The sequence below is a fragment of the Methylobacterium sp. 22177 genome (genome assembly GCF_052045615.1).
GTDB classification, from domain to species: Bacteria; Pseudomonadota; Alphaproteobacteria; order Rhizobiales; family Beijerinckiaceae; genus Methylobacterium; species Methylobacterium radiotolerans.
Genome location: NZ_JBQEPK010000019.1, coordinates 92,462 through 113,242, shown reverse-complemented (window position 1 = coordinate 113,242; position 20,781 = coordinate 92,462). Strand labels below are relative to the sequence as shown.

Sequence of the window (20,781 nt, the reverse complement as noted above, 5' to 3'; positions counted from 1 at the left end):
CTCAGCGTCCGTAGATGTCCTCGACGCGGATGATGTCGTCCTCGCCGGTGTAGGAGCCGACCTGGACCTCGATCAGCTCCAGCGGGATCTTGCCCGGGTTGGCCAGCCGGTGCATCGACCCGATCGGCAGGTAGACCGCCTCGTTCTCGTGGACCAGCACCACCCGCTCGTCGATCGTCACCTCGGCGGTGCCGCGCACCACCACCCAGTGCTCCGCCCGGTGGTAGTGCTTCTGCAGCGACAGCCGCCCGCCCGGCACAACCTGGATCCGCTTCACCTGGAAGCGCTCGCCGATGTCGATCCGCTGGTACCAGCCCCAGGGCCGGTACATCCGCAGATGCGCGTCCGCCTCCGGCTCCCCGCGGGCCCGCAGCGCGCCGACCAGCTCCTTCACTTGGCCCGAATGCGCCTTGGAGGCCACCAGCACCGCGTCGGGGGTCGAGACCACCACCACGTCCTCCAGGCCCACCACCGCGGTCAGGCCCTCGCCCTGGCTGTGCACGAGGCTGTTCTTCGTGCCGATCAGCGACACCCGGCCGCGCACGGCGTTGCCGGCCTCGTCGTGGTCCAGCACCTGCCAGACCGCGTCCCAGGTGCCGACATCCGACCACGCGAACGACACCGGCAGCACGCCGGCCCGGGCGGTCCGCTCCATGACCGCGTAGTCGATCGAGATCTTCGGCGCCTGGGCGAAGGCCGTCGCGTCGAGGCGCACGAAGTCGAGGTCGGTCACCGCCGCCTCCAGGGCCGCGCGCGCGGCCGCCAGCACCTCGGGGACGAACGCTTCCAGCTCGGCCAGCATCAGGTCGGCGCGGAACAGGAAGTAGCCCGAGTTCCACAGGGCGCCGTCGGTGATCAGCGCCTCGGCGCCGGCCCGGTCGGGCTTCTCGACGAAGCGGGCGACGCGGGCCGCGCCCGGGGCCTCGGCGATCGGCTCGCCGCGGCGGATGTAGCCGTAATCGGTGGCCGGCCGGTCGGGCTCGATGCCGAGCGTCATCGTGTAGCCGGCGCGCGCCCCGGCGGCCGCGCGCTGCACGGCGTCCACGAAGGCCGCCGTGTCGGGCACGACGTGGTCGGCGGCCATGATCAGCACCACGGCCTGCGGGTCGCTGGCGGCGGCGTGCAGGGCTGCGACCGCCACGGCGGCGGCGGAGTCGCGGCCCTGCGGCTCGAGCAGGATGTCGGCGGAGAGACCGAGCTGGTCGCGCTGCTCGGCGACGATGAAGCGGGCCTCGGCCGAGGCGATGACGGTGGGCGTCGCGAAGACGGTGGCGTCCGACACGCGCGCCAGCGTCGCCTGGAAGGTCGAGCGCTCGGCGTCGACCAGCCGGGCGAACTGCTTGGGCATGCTCTCCCGCGACGCCGGCCACAGCCGCGTCCCCGTCCCTCCGCACAGGATCATCGGGTGGATCTGGATCGAAGGTCGGGACATGGCGACGTCTCCCGAGAAGGCTCGGCGGGGTTGGCGTGGCCGAGCCCGCCCCGCGCGGGTGCGATGGACTCTCGGGCGCCGATTTCAGGATCTGCCCTTACCGTCGGGCCGGGACCGGAACAACCTGCGCGCATTATCCGCGCGTCGACGGGCTGGCTCCGTGCAGCGGGATGGTTATCTCTGGCCTGACATGAACGGACCCGCCCCCACCCCTCAGGCCGTCGACCCGGCGCCGTCCCCGCGCCGGATTCCCTCGGTCGAGCGCCTCGTCGGCGGCGCGCCGCCCGCCGATCTCGAGACCTACGGGCGGACGGCCTTCACGGACGCGATCCGGGCGGTGGTGGCCGGGCTCCGGGCGGGGGGCGGTCCCGTCCCGGACGCGGCGGCGATCCGGGCGGCGGCGTCGGCGCGCCTCGCCGCCGAGCGGCGCCCGTCCCTGCGGCCGGTCCTCAACCTGACCGGGACGGTTCTGCACACCAATCTCGGCCGCGCCCTGCTGCCCCGCTCGGCCGCGGAGGCGGTGGCCGCCGTGATGGTGCAGGCGAGCAACCTCGAATTCGATCTCGAGACCGGCGCCCGCGGCGAGCGGGACGATCATGTCGAGGCCCTGATCTGCCGCCTGACCGGCGCCGAGGCCGCGGTCGTCGTCAACAACAACGCGGCCGCCGTCCTGCTGGTGCTGAACGCGCTCGCCATGCGCAGGGAGGTGGTGGTCTCCCGCGGCGAGCTCGTGGAGATCGGCGGCTCGTTCCGGGTGCCGGACGTGATGGTGCGGGCCGGTTGCCGCCTGCGCGAGGTCGGCACCACGAACCGTACCCACCTGCGCGACTACGCGGAGGCCCTCGGGCCCCGCACCGGCCTCGTGATGAAGGTGCACCCGAGCAACTACGCCATCGCGGGCTTCACCGCGGCGGCGGATCCCGTGGCCCTCCACGCCCTCTGCCGGGAGCGCGGCGTGCCGCTGGCGGACGATCTCGGAAGCGGCAGCCTCGTCGACCTCGCGGCCCACGGGCTGCCCCCCGAGCCCACGGTCCGCGCCGCCCTGGAGCGGGCCGACGTCGTCACCTTCAGCGGCGACAAATTGCTCGGCGCGGTCCAGTGCGGCATCGTGGCGGGGCGGAGGGACCTGATCGCCCGCGTGCGCAAGAACCCGCTGAAGCGGGCCCTGCGCGTCGACAAGATGACCTACGCGGCGCTCGAGGCCGTGCTGCGGCTCTACCTGCACCCCGAGCGGCTGCGCGCGGAGCTGCCGACCCTGCGGCTCCTGACCCGCGCGCGCGACGCGATCGCCGCGCAGGCCGAGCGCCTCGCCCCCGCGGTGGCGGAGCGGCTCGCCGGCCGCGCCACGGTCACGGTCGCCGACTGCATCAGCCAGATCGGATCCGGCGCCCTGCCGGTGGAGACCCTGCCCAGCGCCGCCCTGGTCCTGACGCCGGTCTCCGCGGGCGGCCGCGGCGCGGGCGGGCGGTGCCGGCGGCTCGCCGAGGATCTGCGCCGGCTCCCGGTGCCGGTGATCGGCCGGATCAGCGACGAGGCCGTCCGCCTGGATCTCCGGACGCTCGAGGACGAGCCGGGCTTCCTCGACGCACTGGCGGCGCTCCCGCCCGTCGTGGACAAGAGACGAACCCCATAGGGTTGTTAAGAGAACGGGCCCGACGCTCGGAGCTTGCGCGCCGGCATCCCGTGTTATGGTATGATGACGAACCCGCGGTCGCGGTCGAGTGTGGCGGTGCGTGGACCGCGATGGGCGAACGATATGGCGTACAGTGCCGATACGGCTGAGGCGCAGCCGGAGACGGATCCGCTGCTGCTCGATAACCAGCTCTGCTACGCGCTCTATGCTGCCGCGCATCGGATGACCAAGTCGTACCGGCCGCTGCTCGAGCGGCTCGGACTGACTTATCCGCAATATCTCGTTCTGCTGGTGCTGTGGGAGCAGGACGGCGTCACGGTCTCGGAGATCGGCCGGCGCCTGCGCCTCGATTCCGGCACCCTCACGCCGGTGCTGAAGCGCCTGGAGAGCGCGGGCTTCCTGCTCCGGACCCGGCGCCAGTCCGACGAGCGCGAGGTCGAGATCGCCCTGACGCCGGAGGGCGCCGCCCTGCGCGCCGACGCGGTCTCGGTCCGCGAGAGCGTGATGTGCCAGCTCGAACTCAGCGAGCCGGAGATCCGCGCCCTGCGCAAGGATCTGAGCCTCGTGATCGACCGGCTCAGCGTGAACGACTGAGGACAGCCCGGATAGCGGGGCGCCGCTCCGGAGCTGGCGGCCTCACCGTCGCAGGCGGTTGCCCAGGACGAAGCCGTAGAGTCCCATCAGGATGATGCCGACGCCGCCCTCGATGCCGACCAGAAGGTTGGTGACGCGGCCGGTGGGCTTCAGGCCGATCTCCGGCGGGTTCGCGGTCATCATGTTGAGCGCGCTGTAGCTCAGGAGATCGAGGGGGTTGTAGGTCGGCCCGGCGTCCGGTCCCTCCAGGATGTACAGGCCGCCGGTCAGGCCGAAGAGCCCGCCGAACAGCACGATCAGCAGCGCGAAGGCGCGCGCGATGCGCGACAGGCTCTCGCCGTAATCGCACAACCACTCGACGAAGCGGTCGGCGGTCCAGCGATAGCCGTGCCGCAGGACGCCGGACCAGTCCCGGTCGGACCACGCGGCGCGGGCCTGCTGCCCGGCGTGGAAACGGCCCATCCGGCGGCCGCGCTTGTACGCCCAGCTCGCCGCGTCGTGGCTGCCGATGCTCTTCCAGTTCTGCTCCAGGGCGAGGTAGCTCGCCTGGGCGGCCTCGTAGGCGCCGGCCACCTCCTCGCCGACCGCCCCGCCGAGCTGCTCCACGCTCATCCGCGTGCCGTTGAGCCACGCGCCGGCGAAGCGGGCGTGCCGCAGCCGGCAGGTGGCGAGGTTGAGCCGCACGAGGTCGGTGTCGGAGAGATCCGCCCCGGAGAGATCGGCGCCGTCGAGCTTCGCGCCGGTGAAGTGGGCGCCCCGCAGCCGCGAGCCGGCGAGGCTCGCCTTGGTCAGGCTGGCCTCGGCGAAATCCGCGTGGGTCAGGTTGGCGTCGGCGAGCTTGGCCTCGTCGAGCCGCGCCCCGCGGAAGACCGTGTCGTCCGCATCCGCACCGGAGAAATCCGCGCCCCAGAGATCGGCGCCGGCGAAGTCGGTCCCGTCGAGCAGGGCGCCGGACAGGTCGGCGAAGCGCATCGCGGCCTCGCCGAACCGGGCATCCTCCAGCATCGCCCCGGCGAACTTCACCTGCCCGGCGACGATGCCGGTGAAGTCCGCGCCGGAGAGATCGGCCTCGGACAGGTCGGCCGCCTCCAGGATCGCCCCGGTGAAGCGGGTCGAGCGCCCGACCGCGCCGGTGAGGCTCGCCCCGCGCAGGTTCGCGCCGGAGAGGTCGGCCTCCTCCATGCGGGCGCGGGACAGGTCCGCGCCGACGAGCGCCAGGCCGCCGGATTCGGCGTCGGTGACGAGGCCGGCATCCGGCACGGCCGCGAGGGCGCCCGGCGCGGCGCTCAGCTGCGACAGGTCCGCGCCCGGCTCGCGCAGGGGCGCCGCGGCGGCGATCCGGCCGACGAGCGCGCGCAGCCGCGAGTCCGCCGGGGCGTCCGGTCGCGCGTCGGGGGGAGTCGCCTGGTCCATCGTCGTTCCTTGCCGGAAGGCGCGACCGGACGCCAGACGCTCCGCTCAGGGCGCGGCGGTCGCGGCCGTCACCCGCACGGTGATCGCCTTGGCGGCGGGGGTCTTGGACTGCTCGTCGTGGTGCCAGAGCGGCAGCAGGACGTTCAACTCCGGGTAGTACCCGGCGCAGTTGCCCTCCGGGATGTCGTAGGCGATCACCCGCAGGCCGCCCACGCGCCGCGGCACATGGTCGTCCGCCTCGGTCGCCACGTCGACGCTGATCCCGTCCCTCAGCCCCAGCCGCGCGATGTCGCGCCGGTTCATGAACAGCACGTCCCGGGTGCCCTTCACCCCGCGGAAGCGGTCGTCGTAGCCGTAGACCGTGGTGTTGAACTGGTCGTTCGACCGCAGCGTGATCAGGTCGAGCACGTCCGGGCCGCGCTCGGGCAGGTCCGGGTCGGCCTCGAGTCCCTCGGGCACCGCGAAATTCGCCTTCCCGGTCTCGGTCTCCCATTTGCGGTCGCGGGCGCCGAGCGGCTTCGTCAGGCCGCCGGGCTGGAACATCCGGCCGTTCAGGTCGTGGAACACGCTCGGGTAGGTCGCCTCGATCGCGTCGCGCACCCGCCCGTAATCGGCCACCCAGGCATCCCAGTCGATCCGGGGATTGGGCGGCAGCGTCGCCTTGGCGATCTCCGCCACGATCCAGGGCTCGGAGCGCAGGTGCGGCCCGACCGGTTCGGCCACGCCCCGGGAACCGTGGAAGCGCGCGGTGGAATCCTCCATCGACACCGCCTGCCGGCCGCTCGCCTGCTGGTCGATCTCGATCCGGCCGAGGCAGGGCAGGATGTAGGCGACGGCGCCGTTGACGAGGTGCGAGCGGTTGAGCTTGGTCGAGATCTGCACGGTGAGGCGCTGCCGCCGCCAGGCCGGCTCCATCCGGGCGGTGTCGGGCACGGCGCGCAGGAAGTTGCCGCCGAGCCCGACGAAGGCCTTCACGCGCCCGTCGAGGACGCCCTCGCAGGTCTCGACGGTGTTGAGGCCCTTCTCCCGCGGCGGCTCGAAGCCGTAGAGCTCCCGCAGCTTGTCCAGCGGCGCCAGCTCGGGCTTCTCGGTGATGCCGACGGTGCGCTGGCCCTGCACGTTCGAGTGGCCCCGCACCGGGCAGATCCCGGCGCCGGGCTTCCCGATATTGCCGCGCAGGAGCAGCAGGTTCACGAGCATCCGGACGGTCTCGGTGCCCTTGCGGTGCTGGGTCAGGCCCATCCCGTAGATGCCGATCACCGCCTTCGCGCGGGCGTAGACCCCGGCTGCGGCCTCCAGCGCGGTCCGGGTGAGGCCGGAGCGCCGCTCCAGCGCGGCCCAGTCCTGCCCGTCGCAGAAGGCGACGAAGGCCTCGAACCCGTGGGTGTGCTCGGCGATGAAGGCGTGGTCGAGCACCCGGGGCCGGCCGGCGGCCTCCGCGGCCCGGTCCAGGGCGAGCAGGGCCTTGCACAGGCCGGTGAGGGCCGCGAGGTCGCCGCCGGCCTTCACCTGGTGGTACTGCGTCGAGATCTTCGTGGACGAGCGGGTGAGCATCTCCACCGGCGATTGCGGGTCGGTGAAGCGCTCCAGCCCGCGCTCGCGCAGCGGGTTGAAGGTGATGATCTGCGCGCCCCGGCGCCGCGCCTCCTGGAGCGGGTGCAGCATCCGCGGCGCGTTCGACCCGACGTTCTGGCCGAAGAAGAAGATCAGGTCGGTGGTCTCGAAATCCTCCAGGAGCACCGTGCCGACCGGCGCGCCGATGGATTGCGGCAGTGCCACCGAGGTCGGCTCGTGGCACATGTTGGAGGAGTCGGGCAGGTTGTTGTTGCCGTAGAGGCGGGCGAGCAGCGCCCACATGTAGCTCGTCTCCAGCGAGGCCCGGCCCGAGGCGTAGAACACCACCGATCGCGGATCCTGCGCGCGCAGGTCCTTCAGCTCCCGGCCGATCTCCGCGAGGGCCTCCGCCCAGGCGACGGGCCGGTAGCGGTCCGTCGCCGGGTCGTAGCGCATCGGGTGGGTCAGGCGGCCCTGCTCCTCCAGGGCGTAGTCGCTCCAGCCGAGGAGCTCCGTCACGGTGTGCGCGGCGAAGAAATCCGGCGTCGCCCGGCGGCGCGTCTGCTCCCAGGCGGTCGCCTTGGCGCCGTTCTCGCAGTACTCGAAGGCGAGCGGCTTGGCGGGCTTCGCCCAGGCGCAGGACGTGCACATGTACCCGTCCGGCTTGTTCTGCTTCAGCAGCATCGCCGAGCCGGTGACCGGCACGCCCTCCCGGGTCAGGATCTCGACGAGGGAGCGGGCCGAGCCCCAGCCGCCCGCCGGCCCGTCATAGGGCTCGATCCGGACGTCGTCGGTCTTCTGCTCGGCCATGGCGCCCTCCCACCCGGCGCAGCGATCACCGGACCGGGGGAACGCGCGAGCGGGCGAATGGGATCACGGGCGCGTCACCGCGCCCGGGGAAGGGTTTCCTCGCCGCGGTCGCGGCTCTAACGTCGACAAGCGGACTGTCCCGCCGGAGGAGGAAATCATGGCCAGCGTCGACGTCGAGATGGTGAAGTGCGCCTGCCAGGACTGCGTCTGCGTGATCCCGGTCGCCAAGGCCGTGTCGCGGGACGGCAAGGCCTATTGCTGCGACGACTGCGCGGACGGCCACAAGGATCACGCCGGCTGCGAGCATGCCGGCTGCGCCTGCCACGGCTAGGGCCGCCTCCGATCGCGTTTCGACGGTCTGGAGAACGCATCTACGTTGGAGACAGCCGCAACGCGCCCCCTCTCCCGTCCGGGAGAGGGTTGGGGTGAGGGGCACGACGTTTCCGGATCGCACGCCGTCGCGGCTCGGTCAGGGTGCGCTGCGTTCGGACAGACCTGATCCCTCACCCTGTCCCTATCCCGCACGGGAGAGGGGACCCGCGCCTCGCTCGGGACAGGCTCCGCGATCGTCGCCGTCCCGACCTCGGTGAGATCAGGCCCCCAGAGGCTCAGGCGCTCTCGTTTCGGAGCGCCGAAGGCGGCCCCGGAATCGCGACGCTCCGTTGGTGTGAGACCTGCCGACCCCGGCACTGCATCACCGGCTCCGCGGCGCGACCCCGGGATGGCGGGCGATGGGCGCGCGGTCAGGAGACCGCGGCGAGCTTGTCGGCCATCGACTGGTCCTTGTCCCGGCGCGTCGAGAAGATCAGCGTGAAGAAGGTCCGCTGGACGCCGAGCTCGGCGAGCCTCGCCTCGCACCGCTCCGCCAGCGCGCAGATCTCCGACAGCTCGCCCTCGATGTTCGTGCCGTTGGGATGCATCGTGGCGGTGAGCCCGCTCGACTCGATGATCCCCTTGATTTCCCGCACGTAGGGCGAGACCGACGGGCCGACGCCCATCGGCACGATGCAGAGGTCGGCCGAAACTCTCATGGTGCCTGCCTGATCCGGGAGGGGCGGCCCCGGCCGGCAGCGCGACCGGAAGCGGGGCGAGCGGGCAGCCTATCGCCGGCGGCGGCGACTTTCCAGGGTGGCGCCGGCGGTCACGCCTCGCCGGTCTCCAGCGCCGCGGCCCGCACCGAGGGCAGGCACGGATTGGCGTTGTCGCTGCGCCACGCGAGCCACAGCTCCGGTCCGATCGCGGCCGGCAGCGCGATCGGCCGGAGCCGGATGTCGGCCATGCTGTTGCCCCGGGCGCTGCCCGGCACCAGCGCGACGCCGATGCCGGCGCCGACGAGGGCCAGCATCGCGTGGACCTGGTTCACCCGCTGCACGATCCGGGGCTGCACGCCCCCGGCCTCGAACAGACGGTCGAGCAGGTCGATGAAGTAGCGGCCGCCCCGGGGCGACCACGTCACGAAGGCCTCGCCGTCGAGGTCCCTCAGGGTCGGCGCGCGCGCCGCGGCGAGGCGGTGCCCGCGCGGGACCGCGAGGAGGAGCCGCTCGCGCGCCAGCGGCGCGGTGGCGATCGCGGATTTCGGATCCTGCAGGACCGGGGCCGGCCGCAGGATCGCGAGATCCGTGCGGTTCTCGCCCAGCGCCAGGATCTGCTCGTCCGAGACCATCTCCTCCAGCACGAGGTCGACCTCGGGCAGCGTCCGGCGGACATGGGCGACGACCTGCGGCAGCGTCCGGTAGGCCGAGGCGGCTGTGAAGCTGAGGCGCAGTACCCCGCTCTCGCCCCGGGCGGCGCGGCGCGTGATGCGGGCGGCGTTCTCGGCCGCCGCCAGCACCCGGTAGGCCTCGGCCAGGAAGGTGCGGCCCGCCGGGGTCAGGCGCACCGCCCGGGTGGTCCGCTCCAGCAGCGTCACGCCCAGCGTCTGCTCCAGCATCTGGATCTGCCGCGACAGGGGCGATTGAGTCAGGTTCAGCCGCGTCGCGGCCCGGCCGAAATGCATCTCCTCGGCGACGGCGACGAAGCTGCGGGCGTGGCCGAGATCGAACATTGATGCAGGATCCGGGATAATCCAGCCAAAATCAACGTTGGACGCATTTAACGCCGGCGCCTAACCCCGGACGCGACACCGAACGGTGCGTTCCAGGGAGAGGATCGATGGCGAGCATGACCCCGGCCGAGATGGCGCGCGTGCTGGGCTCCGGCCTGCTGTCGTTCCCGGTCACGCATTTCCGCGACGACCTCACCTTCGACGAGACCGCCTACCGGGACAATCTCGGACGTCTCGCCGACTACAAGGTGTCGGGCCTGTTCGCCGCCGGCGGCACCGGCGAGTTCTTCTCGCTGACGCCCGCCGAGATCGACCGCGTCCTGCGCGCCGCCGTCGAGGAGACCCGCGGCCGGACCCCGGTCATCGCCCCCGCCGGCCAGGGCACCGCCCTGGCGGTCGAGATGGCCCGGGCCGCCGAGGCCGCCGGCGCGGACGGGATCCTGCTGCTGCCGCCCTACCTGGTCGGCTCCGAGCAGGCCGGTCTCGCCGCCCATATCGAGGCGGTCTGCCGCGCGACCGCCCTGGGGATCATCGTCTACAACCGCGCCAACGCCCAGCTCGACGAGCGGACGCTGGCCGGCCTGTGCGAGCGCTGCCCGAACCTCGTCGGCTTCAAGGACGGCGTCGGCGACGTCGAGCTGATGACCCGGGTCTACGCGGCGCTGGGCGACCGCCTGACCTATGTCGGCGGCCTGCCCACCGCCGAGACCTTCGCGCTGCCGTACCTGGAGATGGGCGTCACCACCTACTCCTCGGCGATCTTCAACTTCCTGCCGGAATGGGCGCTGTCCTTCTACGACAGCGTCCGCCGCCGGGACCGCGACGCGGTCTACCGGGAGCTGCGCGACTTCGTCCTCCCCTACATCGCGATCCGCAACCGCAAGCGCGGCTACGCGGTCTCCATCGTCAAGGCGGGCATGAGCGCCGTCGGCCGCCACGCCGGCCCGGTCCGGCCGCCGCTGACCGAGCTCGACGCGGCCGAGCGCGCCGAGCTGACGGCCCTGATCGGCGACCGCCGCTGAGCCCCCGCCTCGACACCCAAGACGGACCCGCCGAGCCAACGGCGGCCACGACCCGCTTCCCGGATCAACCGGGTGGCGACGAGCCAGGGAGAACGTCCATGAGTGCCAGTTCGACCGGCGCGCCGAGCACCCTGCTCGCCGCCGCCGACGCGGGTCGCCGCACCCGCGTCCGCCTGCTGATCGTGGCGATGCTGTTCGCCGCCACGACGATCAACTACGCCGACCGCGCGACCATCTCGATCGCCGGGCCCGACATGGCCAAGGAACTCGGCCTCTCGCCGGTCCAGATGGGCTACGTCTTCTCGGCCTTCGCGTGGTCCTACGTCCTCGCCCAGATCCCGGGCGGCTGGCTCCTCGACCGCTACAGCGTCAAGTGGGTCTACGCCGCCGCCGTCGCCCTCTGGTCGGCCTTCACGCTGGTCCAGGGCGCCGTGGGCTTCTTCACCGGCCTGACCGCCGTGGTGCTGCTCTTCGCCCTGCGGCTCGCCGTCGGCCTCACCGAGGCGCCGGTCTTCCCCGCCAACGCCCGGATCGTCGCCGCGTGGTTCCCGACCCGGGAGCGCGGCATGGCCTCGGCGTTCTTCAACTCGGCGCAGTACTTCGCGACGGTGCTGTTCACGCCGCTGATGGCGTGGATCGTCCACACGTTCGGCTGGCACCACGTCTTCACCAGCATGGGCCTGCTCGGCATCGCCTTCGCGGTGCTGTGGCTGCGCGTGGTCGACAGCCCGAAGAACCACCCGTCGATGAACCAGGCGGAGCGGGACTACATCGAGGCCGGCGGCGCGCTGCTCGACATGGACGGCCAGAGCCGGGGCAGGCAGGGCGATGCCGGCCGGACGCTGCGCCAGCTGCTCGCCAACCGGATGCTGCTCGGCATCTATGTCGGCCAGTACTGCATCACGGTGCTGACCTACTTCTTCCTGACGTGGTTCCCGGTCTACCTCGTCAAGGAGCGGGGCCTGTCGATCCTGCAGGCCGGCTTCGCGGCGGTGCTGCCGGCGCTGTGCGGCTTCATCGGCGGCATCCTCGGGGGCGTGATCTCCGACCTGCTCCTGCGCCGCGGCTTCTCGCTGACGGCGGCCCGCAAGATCCCGATCGTCGGCGGCATGCTGCTGTCGATGAGCATCATCGGCTGCAACTACGTCCAGGCGGACGCGGTCGTGGTCGGGCTGATGGCGCTGGCCTTCTTCGGCAAGGGCATCGGCGCGCTCGGCTGGGCGGTCGTCGCCGACACCTCGCCGCGGGAGAGCGGCGGCCTCTCGGGCGGCCTGTTCAACACCTTCGGCAACACCGCCGGCATCACCACGCCGATCGCGATCGGCTACATCGTCCAGAGCACGGGCTCGTTCAACGGCGCCCTGGTCTTCGTCGGCCTGAACGCCCTCGTCGCCTGCTTCTGCTACCTCGTGGTGGTCGGGGAGATCCGCCGCGTCGAGCTCAAGGCCCACTGACCCGCCCACCGGGCCGGCCCCGTCCGGACCGGCCCCGCATCGATCCCGCCCCGCGCCCGGCGAAGACCGGCCGGGGGCCCCCGAGGAGGACGCCATGGATCACGCCACGGATCACGCCACGGATCACGCCACGGATCACGCCACGTCGAACGAGAGCCGCCACGCCGCCCGCCACACGCCGACCGTGACCGCCATGCGTGTCGTGCCGGTGGCCGGCCACGACAGCATGCTCCTCAACCTCTCGGGCGCGCACGGGCCGTACTTCACCCGCAACCTCGTGATCCTGACCGACTCCACCGGCGCCACCGGCCTCGGCGAGGTCCCCGGCGGCGAGGGCATCCGCAGGACCCTGGAGGATGCCCGGGACCTCGTGATCGGGCGGCCGCTCGGCGCCTGGAACGCGGTGCTCAACGCCATGCGGGCGCGCTTCGCCGACCGCGACGCGGGCGGCCGCGGCCTCCAGACCTTCGACCTGCGCATCACCATCCACGCGGTGACGGCGGTCGAATCCGCCTTCCTCGACCTGCTCGGCCAGTTCCTCGACGTGCCGGTGGCGGCGCTCCTGGGCGAGGGCCAGCAGCGCGACGCGGTCGAGATGCTGGGCTACCTGTTCTACGTCGGCGACCGCACCCGCACGGATCTCGGCTACCGGGCGCCGAGCGCCCGCGACGGCTGGTTCCGCCTGCGCGACGAGGAGGCGCTGACCCCCGAGGCCGTGGCCCGGCTCGCCGGGGCCGCCTACGACCAGTACGGCTTCAACGACTTCAAGCTGAAGGGCGGCGTGCTGCGCGGCGAGGACGAGATCGCCGCCGTCACCGCGATCCACGAGCGGTTCCCCAAGGCCCGCGTGACGCTCGACCCGAACGGCGCGTGGTCCCTCGACGAGGCGATCCGCCTCTGCAAGGGCCAGGGCCACGTCCTGGCCTACGCGGAGGATCCCTGCGGCGCCGAGGGCGGGTTCTCGGGCCGCGAGATCATGGCCGAGTTCCGCCGCGCCACCGGCCTGCCCACCGCGACCAACATGATCGCCACCGACTGGCGGCAGATGAACCACGCGATCCAGCTCGGCGCCGTCGACATCCCGCTGGCGGACCCGCACTTCTGGACGCTCGCCGGCTCGGTCCGGGTGGCCCAGCTGTGCCGGGACCACGGCCTGACCTGGGGCTCGCACTCGAACAACCACTTCGACGTGTCGCTCGCGATGTTCACCCACGTGGCCGCGGCGGCGCCGGGCAACGTCACGGCGATCGACACCCACTGGATCTGGCAGGACGGCGAGCGCCTGACCAAGGAGCCTCTGGCGATCCGCGGCGGCCTCGTGCGGGTGCCGGAGCGGCCGGGCCTCGGCATCGAGCTCGACATGGCGGCGGTGGAGGCGGCCCACGCCCTCTACCGCGACCACGGCCTCGGCGCCCGCGACGACGCGGCCGCCATGCAGTTCCTGATCCCCGGCTGGACCTTCGACAACAAGAAGCCCTGCCTGGTCCGCTGAGGCCCGACCCGGGCCCGCGCCGTCAGACGCGCGAGCTCGGGCGGTAGAACGGCTCGTGCCGCGACGGGTCGATGTAGTCGGCGTAGAAGCGCCGCGCGTGGGGGAGCAGCGCCTTCGAGAGCTGGCGCCGCTCGACCTCGTCGTCCGAGAGCGCCCGCGCCAGGTCGTCGTGGAGCGCCTTCAGGGCGGCGTCGCGGTCGACCCGCGTGAAGCGCCCGTCCGCGTAGAGCACCTCGCCCTCGCACAGCACCGCGGTGACGCCGCCGGTCTTGGCCCGCTGGATCACCGCGTCGAGGAGCGGCGTCTCCGGGTCGAGATACGGGTAGGCGATCTGGTCCCAGTCGATCAGGACGAGGTCGGCGCCCTTGCCGACCTCGATCGTGCCGAGGCCGTCGCCGTAGGGGGTGGTGCGGGCGCCGCCGACGGTCGCCATCCGCAGCACCTGCGCCATGCTCGGCACCTCGGCCTCGTCCATGCCGGGCACCCGGTGGGCGCGCAGCACGAGGCGCATCTCCTGCAGCATGTCGCGGTCGTCGTTGATGCCGGCCTCGTCGAGGCCGATCGCCGTGTTGATGCCCTTGGCCTCGAAGCGGTTGAGCGCCGCAACGCCGGAGCGCAGCCGGAAGTTCGACGAGCAATTGTGGCAGATGCAGGTGCCGGTCGCCGCCACCCGCTCGATGTCGGATTCGTTCAGCCAGACGCCGTGGCCGAGCGTCAGGCGCGGACCAAGCATCCCGAACCGGTCGAGGTACTCGAGGGCGGTGCCGCCGCCGCGCTTCTCCGCGTAGGCCTTCTGGTAGGCGGTCTCGACGAGATGCATGTGCATCGGCACGTCGTAGGATTCGGACAGTCCGGCGAGCCCTTCGAGGGCCGCGTCGGAGCACCAGTGCAGGTTGGCGGGCGCCAGCTGGATCTTGGCCCGCGAGGCCCCCTCCTGGCCGGCATGCAGGCTGCGGAAGAGCGAGAAATTGTCCTCCAGGGACATCTGGAAGCGCTCGAACCAGCGCTTCATCGGGTCCTGCAGCGGCGCCGGCAGGCTCGCCACGAAATCCATGTCGGCCTGGTAGACGAGACGGTTCTGGTCGCGGACCGCGAAGCAGTACGAGACCCGCATGCCGATGTCGCGATAGGCGCGCAGCACCTCGTTGGACCGCGCCTCGACCTCCTCCAGGCTGCCCGGCATCCAGCCGTGGATGTGCTGGACCGTGGTGATCCCGGAGCCGACCATCTCGAAGGCCGAGTAGAGGGTGTCGAGGTAGAGGTTCAGGTTGCGCGCCACCATGCGGGTGACGAACCACAGCTCCAGGGGCATGTCGGGTGAGCCGAGCTGCACCGGCGTCAGGCCGACATGGTGGTGGCCGTTGACGAAGCCCGGCAGCAGGATCTCGCGGCCGGAGCCGATCACCGGGGCGTCGGGGTAGCGGGCGTGCAGGTCCGCGTAGGTGCCGACCGCCGCGATGACCCCGTCCTTCTGAAGGACCGCGCCGTCGGCGATCTCCTCCCAGCGATCGTGGTCGAGGGTACGGGTGATCATCCGCCGGCTGCGGATCAGCGATGTGGCCATGGTCGTGTCCGTGTTGGGGGAGGGGGTCAGACGAGCGCTTCCTGCTCGGCGAAGGCCCGGTCGACCTCGTCGCGCAGCAGCTCGGTGAGGTGACGCCGCAGCGCCTCGGCCTCGGGCGAGAACGGGTCGCGCGGGCGGGCGAGGTCGTTGCGGACGATCGTCTTGATCCGGCCGGGGCGGGCGGTGAACACCACCACGCGGTCGGCGAGCGCCACCGCCTCGTCGATGTGGTGGGTCACGAACAGCACCGAGGCGCCGCTGTCGCGCCAGACGTCGAGCAGGAAGTCCTGCATCTTCTGGCGGGTCTGGACGTCGAGCGCCGCGAAGGGCTCGTCCATCAGCAGCACCTTCGGGCGCATGGCCAGCGCCCGCGCCACGGCCACCCGCTGGCGCATGCCGCCGGACAGCTCGTCCGGCCGCTTGTCGAAGGCCTCGGCCAGGCCGACGCGCTGGAGCGCCGCCCGGGCGACGCTCCGGCGCTCGGCCTCCGGCACGCCCTTCAGCGACAGGCCGAAGCTGACGTTCTGCCAGACGCTGAGCCAGGGCAGCAGCGAGGTCTCTTGGAAGATCAGGCTGCGCTCCGGCGACGGGCCGGTGACCGGTTCGCCGAAGGCCAGGAGCTCGCCCCCGGAGGCGGGTTCGAGCCCGGCGATCAGGTAGAGCAGCGTGCTCTTCCCGCAGCCCGAGGGTCCGAGGAACACCACGAACTCGCCGGGCCGCACGGTGAGGTCGATGTCGCGCAGGGCCTCGTGGGCGCGGGCGGTGCCGGCCGCCCAGACCTTGGCGACGCCGCGGCAGGAGACGGCGTCCTGGGATGCGGGATCAGAGGCCAAGGGAGGACCCCGCGTCGCGCGGCAGCCAGTACAGCAGCCGCCGCTGGACGAGCCGGAACAGCAGGTCGAAGGCGAAGCCGAGCAGGCCGATCAGCGTGATGGTGAAGAAGACGAGCGACGGGTTGAAGGTGTTGCGCGCCAGCATGATCACCTGGCCGAGCCCGTAGCCGACGCCCGTCGCCTCGGCGACGAGCACCACCATCCAGGCGCCGAACAGGTTGAGGCGCAGCACCGCGAGCAGGCCCGGCAGGATCGCCGGCACGATCACCCGGGCGTAGATCTGGCGCTTCGTCGCCCCCATGGTCCGGGCGACGTTGATGTAGTTCCGGTTGACCCCGTCGATCTGCTGGATGGTCGAGAGCACCATCGTGAAGAACAGGGCGATGAACACCATGAAGATCGCCGGGGCGTTGCCGATCCCGAACATGAAGATCGCCACCGGCAGCCACGCGATCGGCGAGACCGGCGCCAGGAGCGTGATGGTCGGCAGGGTCAGACGCTCGAACAGCTTGAAGTAGCGGATCCCGACGCCGACCAGGATCGACAGGGAGGCCGCCAGGGCGAGGCCCGCCAGCACGCGGCCGGTAGAGGCGAGCACCGTGATCAGCACCGCCATGGCGGGGCTCGGGCCGGTATTCATCCCGGTGCCGATCTGCCAGCGCTGCGCGGTGTTGAAGAAGCGCGCCTGCTCGGCGAGGTTGCCGAGGAAGATGTGCGGCGGCGGCAGGAGCTTGGCGTCGGCGATGCCGAGCGCCCAGAGCAGCTCCCAGAGACCGGCGAAGCAGCCGACCGAGACCAGCATCCAGCCGGTCCGCTGCAGGAGCGGGACGAGCCCGTCGGGCAGCGCGAGGCGCTGACCGAACGGGAGGCGCGGCCGGACGTGCGGGACGGCGGCGCGGGCGAGATCGACGGCCATCCGCTCAGGCCGACTTCAGCTTGAGCTTGCCGTAGAGGTCCGGGTTCTCGGCGATGACCTGCTCCAGCAGGGTCCAGTCGATCGCGTCGCGGCCGGGCTTCTTCTTGATGTAGCCCATCTCGGCCACGGAATCGGTCCGGTCGAGGATGAACTGCGTCTGGTTGCGGGCGTCCACCACCGAGGGCTGCCGGCCCATGGCGAGCTGGGCGTTGCTCATCGAGGTCTTGTAGTAGGAGCCGACGAGCTTGTTCAGGGCGGCCTGGGGGTCGCCCTCGGCCATGGCCTGGGCCTTCATCATGCCCTTGATCAGGGCCTTCACGGCGGCCGGGTTCTTGGCGATCAGCTCGTTGCGCACGGCCAGCACGCAGTCGGTGTAGCCCTTGCCGTAGATGTCGGTGCCGTCGGAGAGCTTCACCGCGCCCTTCACGTCGGTGAGCAGCGCGGTGCCGTAGGGCTCGATCGTCGAGATGATGTCCAGCGCCCCGGCGCGGAACGCCTCCACGGCCTCCGGGGTCGAGCCCATGTAGCGGACCGTGATGTCCTTGAAGGCGACGCCGTTCTTCTTCAGCCAGTCGTAGGGCAGGACCTCCAGCGTATCGAGCTGGAAGGTGCCGAGCGTCTTGCCCTTGAGCTTCTCGGGGCTGTCGAGGCCCGGCTGGGCCACGAGCACGCAGCCCTCGATGCCGCCGCCCGCCACGATCTTCACCGGGGCGCCGGCGTCGTAGAGCGCCATGAAGCTCGTGTAGGGCATCACGCCGGCATCGACCTGGCCCATCCCGAGGAAGGTGACCTGATCCGAGAAGGTCGGCGTGTTGACGAAGTCGATGGTGAGCCCGTCATCCTTGGCGAGCTGCATCGCCTCGGCCAGGAAGAAGTTCAGGTTGCAGAAGCCTGTGCCGTGGGTCGCCCGGATGCCGGTGGCCGCCGCGGCCGGGCTCGTCAGTCCCGGGCCCACCGCCAGGGTCAGCGCGGCGGCGGTCCCGCCGAGGAAGCGCCTGCGGCTGGGCTTGAACCGCGTGAAATCCGGGACGCGATAATCGCCGTGACGGTCGCACATATCGACTCTCCTCAGAGGGCGGATCGCGCGATCCGCCGGACGGCGCGTGCCGGTGCTGAATCGGAGGGATCGGAGCTCGGGACAGGCTCAAGGCAGTCGCGGAGATCCGGTCGCCCGGCACCTCACCACATCGACGGCACGCCAACCTCTAGCCGCCGCCGGGGCGACGCTGCGCTGGTGAATACGAACCAAGAAGCGTGCCAGACGCGGGGATCGGCGCCGTCGAAGAGCCGCACCGCCGTCCTCGCGAGCGGCGCGAAGCGATCCAGCAGCGCCACGCCTCCGGACGTCGCGCTGCCGTGGCTCACTTCGTTGCGCTCGTGATGACGGACACCGTCGGCGCGCCGGGTCTCGACCGGTCCGCCGCCCGCGAAAGCGGCTGAGTGCCGCCGGCGTATTCAGCCGGGCTCCTCGGACAGTGCCGGACCGGCCTCAGCCGCGCGCGGAGCGCTCGGCCCATTCCCGGCGCAGGACGGCGTACTGCATCGTGTTCTCGAAGATCGGGTTGCCCCGGTCGTCGTCCACGAAGGAGATGAACTCGCGGAACAGACCCTCGGAGCGCATCCCCAGCGCCTCGCACAGGCGGCGCGAGGCGGCGTTGTCCTCCTCGACATAGGCGTAGAGCCGCCGCGCCCGCCGCTCGGAGAACAGGTGTCCGAACAGGGCGGTCGCGGCCTCGCGGGCGTAGCCCGCGCCGCCGTACGCGGCGTTGAAGTTCCAGCCGACCGAGAAGGTGTCGGGCGGTTCCGGGAGGCAGAACAGGTCGCCGATCAGCCGGTCGGACGCGGCCAGGCACACGGCCACGTGCTCGTCGTCGCGGCCGCGCCGCTCGGCCTCCGCCTGCGCGTCCGCCGGCGTGTCGAGGCGGCCACTCAGGAAGCAGCGCGCCCGCGGCCGGTGCAGGTAGGCGAACAGGTCGGCGGCGTCGTCCGGCCTGAAGCGCCGCAGGATCAGGCGGTCGGTCCGGATGGCGATCATGGGGCTCCCGGTCGGGGCCGCGCTACGCGGCCACGAGGTTGAAGGTGCGGTCGGCCGGCGCGAGGCTCACCCGCCGCCCCCAGTCGAAGGCGACGAAATCCTGCTCGATCCCGTCCGAGAACACCACGCCGCCCTCGTTCATCCGCGACACCACGGTGAGGGGCGACCCGGCGAACTTGCCGCCGCGCAGGTCGGTGCCGGTGGCGACGCTCGGGAACGGCTCGCGCACCCAGTAGCCGAACGCCGCCTCCTCGATGCCGACCTCCACGGTGAGGTGCGTGGCCTCGCTGATCGAGCGCGCCCAGCCGGTCAGGCCGGTGCCCGAGGCCACGATCAGGCCGCTCGACGAGTGGTCCTCCGCCCGCGCCCCGTCGTCGATCCGGTAGCGCGCCGATTGGTGGCTGCGGTGGCCGACGAAGATCTCGTTCAGGGCGAGCAGCCGCTCGCCGCCGTCGAAGGTCGCCTGCACCATGGTGCGCCGCTGGAGGGGCGCGGCGCCGGCGGCGCTGGCGGGCAGGAGCGCGCGCAGGGCCTCGACCCGCGCCCGGGCCAGCACGCCGTCGTAGAGGTCGGGGGCCGGGTTGACGCCGACCACCGGCTGCCCGTCGAGGTACTTGGCGACGTTGGCCACGAGCCCGTCCTGCCCCACCGCCACGACCACGTCCTCGGGGGCGAACAGGAAGCGGTCGAGGTCGGGGCGCCGCACCAGGGCCTGCCGCCAGTCCAGGGGCACGCAGGCCCGGGCCTCGGCGAGCACGGCCTGGAACTGGGCGTGGCGCGCCTCGACCTCGGCGAGCGTCTGGTCCCGGCTCTCCAGGAAGAACCGGACCTGGCCGCGGGTCGCGTGCCGGGCGATGAGCAGCTCGTAGTCCGTGTCGCGGATCACGAAGACCGCACGGGGGGTGATGGCCGGCACGGCGGGCTTCCTCAGCGCGGCGCGAGCCGCGCGGGAAGCGCGCCCCGGAACTCGCCGAGGACCGCCGCCAGCAGGTCGGGCGTGACGTTGACGTGCTCGATGGTCTCCAGCTTGCCGGCGAGCTCCCGGGCCGCCAGCCCGAGCAGCACGGCGGGCGGCATGTCGCGGTAGACGGCGGCGCGGCGCTGCTCCGCCTCGGCCCGGGCGCCCTCGACGAGCCGGATCCGCTCGGCCTCCGCGGCCGCCTCCAGGCCCCGCGCCTCCGCGACGCCGGCGGCGCGGTCGCGGGCGTTCTCGGCTTCCTGCGCGATCAGCACGGTCTCGCGCCGGGCCAGCTCGGTCTTGGTCGCGAGCTCGTTCTCCGCGATGGCGCGCTCCTTCTCGACCGCGAGGGCGCGCCGGGCGAAGGTCGCCTCGTCGGCCTTCTGCTGCAGGGCCTCGAAGGTCGGCGTCTGCAGGGCGCGCTCCAGCTCGCTGGTCGGCGCGAGGTTGGTGAGCCGCACCGACACCGCCGCGACGCCGATCTCGGCCAGCGCCGGGGCGGCGACCAGCACCCGCTCCAGCACGGCGCGCAGCGGCTCCGGCCCGGCGTCGAGGAGGGCGCCGATCGGGCTCGCGCCGAGATACTGCAGCACCGCCTGGCCGGCGATGCCGCCGAGGCGGGCCTCGATCCGCTCGATCGGCTCGCCCTGCAGGCGCCCGGTGCGGAGGTCGATCGAGAAGTCGACCCGGCTCGCCAGCAGCTCCGGATCGACGACGTGCCAGCCGATCGTCCCCTGGACCACGACGGTCTGGAAGTCCCGGCTCCGGCCGCGGACGAACAGGGTCATCTCGCGATCGTCGACCGGCACCTCGCTGATGCTGGCGGTCTCGGGCCGGAACCAGAAGACCAGACCCCGCCCGCTCTGCCGGACCCGGCCGTTGCGGAAGCGGATGATGTGGCTGCTCGCCTCGCTGCGGAGCTGGGCGATCACACCGATGTTGCGGACCGTGGCCATGATGGTCTCCTCGAAGCGCTCTCCGCCGGAGTGGGTACCGGTTCGGCTCGAGAGAGCGCGTTGAAACAAAG

18 protein-coding genes are annotated in these 20,781 nt (G+C 72.1%); 6 read left to right on the top strand and 12 right to left on the bottom strand.

Annotated features, from left to right (window positions below; translation table 11 throughout):
• Position 1 precedes the first annotated feature (1 nt).
• Positions 2-1,432, bottom strand: a complete 1,431-nt coding sequence (locus ACTJK8_RS18125) for a mannose-1-phosphate guanylyltransferase/mannose-6-phosphate isomerase (RefSeq protein ID WP_012322043.1) — start codon at positions 1,430-1,432, stop codon at positions 2-4.
• Positions 1,433-1,622: 190 nt separating this feature from the next.
• Between ACTJK8_RS18125 and selA the strand changes: the two genes are divergently transcribed.
• A complete protein-coding gene (gene selA / locus ACTJK8_RS18120; RefSeq protein WP_440762320.1) occupies positions 1,623-3,065 on the top strand; it encodes an L-seryl-tRNA(Sec) selenium transferase in 1,443 nt (480 codons plus the stop codon).
• Positions 3,066-3,188: 123 nt separating this feature from the next.
• Entirely contained in the window at positions 3,189-3,659 is a 471-nt protein-coding gene (locus ACTJK8_RS18115) for a MarR family winged helix-turn-helix transcriptional regulator (protein ID WP_012322045.1), read from the top strand.
• A gap of 42 nt (positions 3,660-3,701) precedes the next feature.
• Here the strand turns inward: ACTJK8_RS18115 and ACTJK8_RS18110 are convergent, their stop codons facing one another.
• On the bottom strand, positions 3,702-5,072 hold the full coding sequence (locus ACTJK8_RS18110; RefSeq protein ID WP_012322046.1) for a pentapeptide repeat-containing protein: 1,371 nt from the start codon (positions 5,070-5,072) through the stop codon (positions 3,702-3,704).
• A 45-nt stretch (positions 5,073-5,117) separates the two neighbouring features.
• Positions 5,118-7,436 carry an FdhF/YdeP family oxidoreductase gene (locus ACTJK8_RS18105; protein WP_053621227.1) on the bottom strand — a complete coding sequence of 773 codons (2,319 nt, stop codon included), beginning with the start codon at positions 7,434-7,436 and terminating at the stop codon, positions 5,118-5,120.
• 157 nt (positions 7,437-7,593) lie between these two features.
• On the opposite strand from ACTJK8_RS18105, the gene ACTJK8_RS18100 reads away from it, so the two are divergent.
• Complete coding sequence (locus ACTJK8_RS18100) at positions 7,594-7,767, top strand: metallothionein (RefSeq protein WP_012322048.1); 174 nt, start codon at positions 7,594-7,596, stop codon at positions 7,765-7,767.
• A 412-nt stretch (positions 7,768-8,179) separates the two neighbouring features.
• On the opposite strand, the gene ACTJK8_RS18095 is transcribed toward ACTJK8_RS18100, so the two are convergent.
• Together ACTJK8_RS18095 and ACTJK8_RS18090 are read right to left on the bottom strand one after the other, a co-directional pair.
• A complete protein-coding gene (locus ACTJK8_RS18095; RefSeq protein ID WP_012322049.1) occupies positions 8,180-8,467 on the bottom strand; it encodes an MTH1187 family thiamine-binding protein in 288 nt (95 codons plus the stop codon).
• A gap of 110 nt (positions 8,468-8,577) precedes the next feature.
• Positions 8,578-9,480 (bottom strand): LysR substrate-binding domain-containing protein, encoded by a 903-nt coding sequence (locus ACTJK8_RS18090; protein WP_440762319.1) that lies wholly within the window; start codon positions 9,478-9,480, stop codon positions 8,578-8,580.
• Between the two features lie 107 nt (positions 9,481-9,587).
• Between ACTJK8_RS18090 and kdgD the strand changes: the two genes are divergently transcribed.
• From kdgD to gudD, 3 genes are all read left to right on the top strand, one after another.
• Complete coding sequence (gene kdgD, locus ACTJK8_RS18085) at positions 9,588-10,502, top strand: 5-dehydro-4-deoxyglucarate dehydratase (RefSeq protein WP_440762318.1); 915 nt, start codon at positions 9,588-9,590, stop codon at positions 10,500-10,502.
• A gap of 98 nt (positions 10,503-10,600) precedes the next feature.
• A complete protein-coding gene (locus ACTJK8_RS18080) occupies positions 10,601-11,956 on the top strand; it encodes an MFS transporter (protein ID WP_440762317.1) in 1,356 nt (451 codons plus the stop codon).
• Between the two features lie 94 nt (positions 11,957-12,050).
• Positions 12,051-13,448 (top strand): glucarate dehydratase, encoded by a 1,398-nt coding sequence (gudD, locus tag ACTJK8_RS18075; protein WP_440762316.1) that lies wholly within the window; start codon positions 12,051-12,053, stop codon positions 13,446-13,448.
• Positions 13,449-13,470: 22 nt separating this feature from the next.
• Here gudD and ACTJK8_RS18070 read toward each other — a convergent pair whose 3' ends face one another.
• The 7 genes from ACTJK8_RS18070 to ACTJK8_RS18040 form a co-directional block, all read right to left on the bottom strand.
• A complete protein-coding gene (locus ACTJK8_RS18070; protein WP_287080418.1) occupies positions 13,471-15,012 on the bottom strand; it encodes an amidohydrolase family protein in 1,542 nt (513 codons plus the stop codon).
• A gap of 26 nt (positions 15,013-15,038) precedes the next feature.
• Positions 15,039-15,845: an ABC transporter ATP-binding protein gene (locus ACTJK8_RS18065; RefSeq protein WP_012322055.1), complete on the bottom strand. Its 807-nt coding sequence runs from the start codon at positions 15,843-15,845 to the stop codon at positions 15,039-15,041.
• Positions 15,835-16,761 (bottom strand): ABC transporter permease, encoded by a 927-nt coding sequence (locus tag ACTJK8_RS18060; RefSeq protein WP_012322056.1) that lies wholly within the window; start codon positions 16,759-16,761, stop codon positions 15,835-15,837. The genes ACTJK8_RS18065 and ACTJK8_RS18060 overlap by 11 nt, the downstream gene beginning before the upstream one ends.
• Before the next feature lie 4 nt (positions 16,762-16,765).
• Positions 16,766-17,818: an ABC transporter substrate-binding protein gene (locus tag ACTJK8_RS18055; protein ID WP_012322057.1), complete on the bottom strand. Its 1,053-nt coding sequence runs from the start codon at positions 17,816-17,818 to the stop codon at positions 16,766-16,768.
• Between the two features lie 432 nt (positions 17,819-18,250).
• On the bottom strand, positions 18,251-18,796 hold the full coding sequence (locus ACTJK8_RS18050) for a GNAT family N-acetyltransferase (RefSeq protein ID WP_012322058.1): 546 nt from the start codon (positions 18,794-18,796) through the stop codon (positions 18,251-18,253).
• A gap of 22 nt (positions 18,797-18,818) precedes the next feature.
• Positions 18,819-19,712, bottom strand: coding sequence for an NAD(+)/NADH kinase (locus ACTJK8_RS18045; RefSeq protein ID WP_012322059.1), 894 nt, complete (start codon positions 19,710-19,712; stop codon positions 18,819-18,821).
• 11 nt (positions 19,713-19,723) lie between these two features.
• Positions 19,724-20,710, bottom strand: a complete 987-nt coding sequence (locus tag ACTJK8_RS18040) for an SPFH domain-containing protein (RefSeq protein ID WP_012322060.1) — start codon at positions 20,708-20,710, stop codon at positions 19,724-19,726.
• Positions 20,711-20,781: the final 71 nt, after the last annotated feature.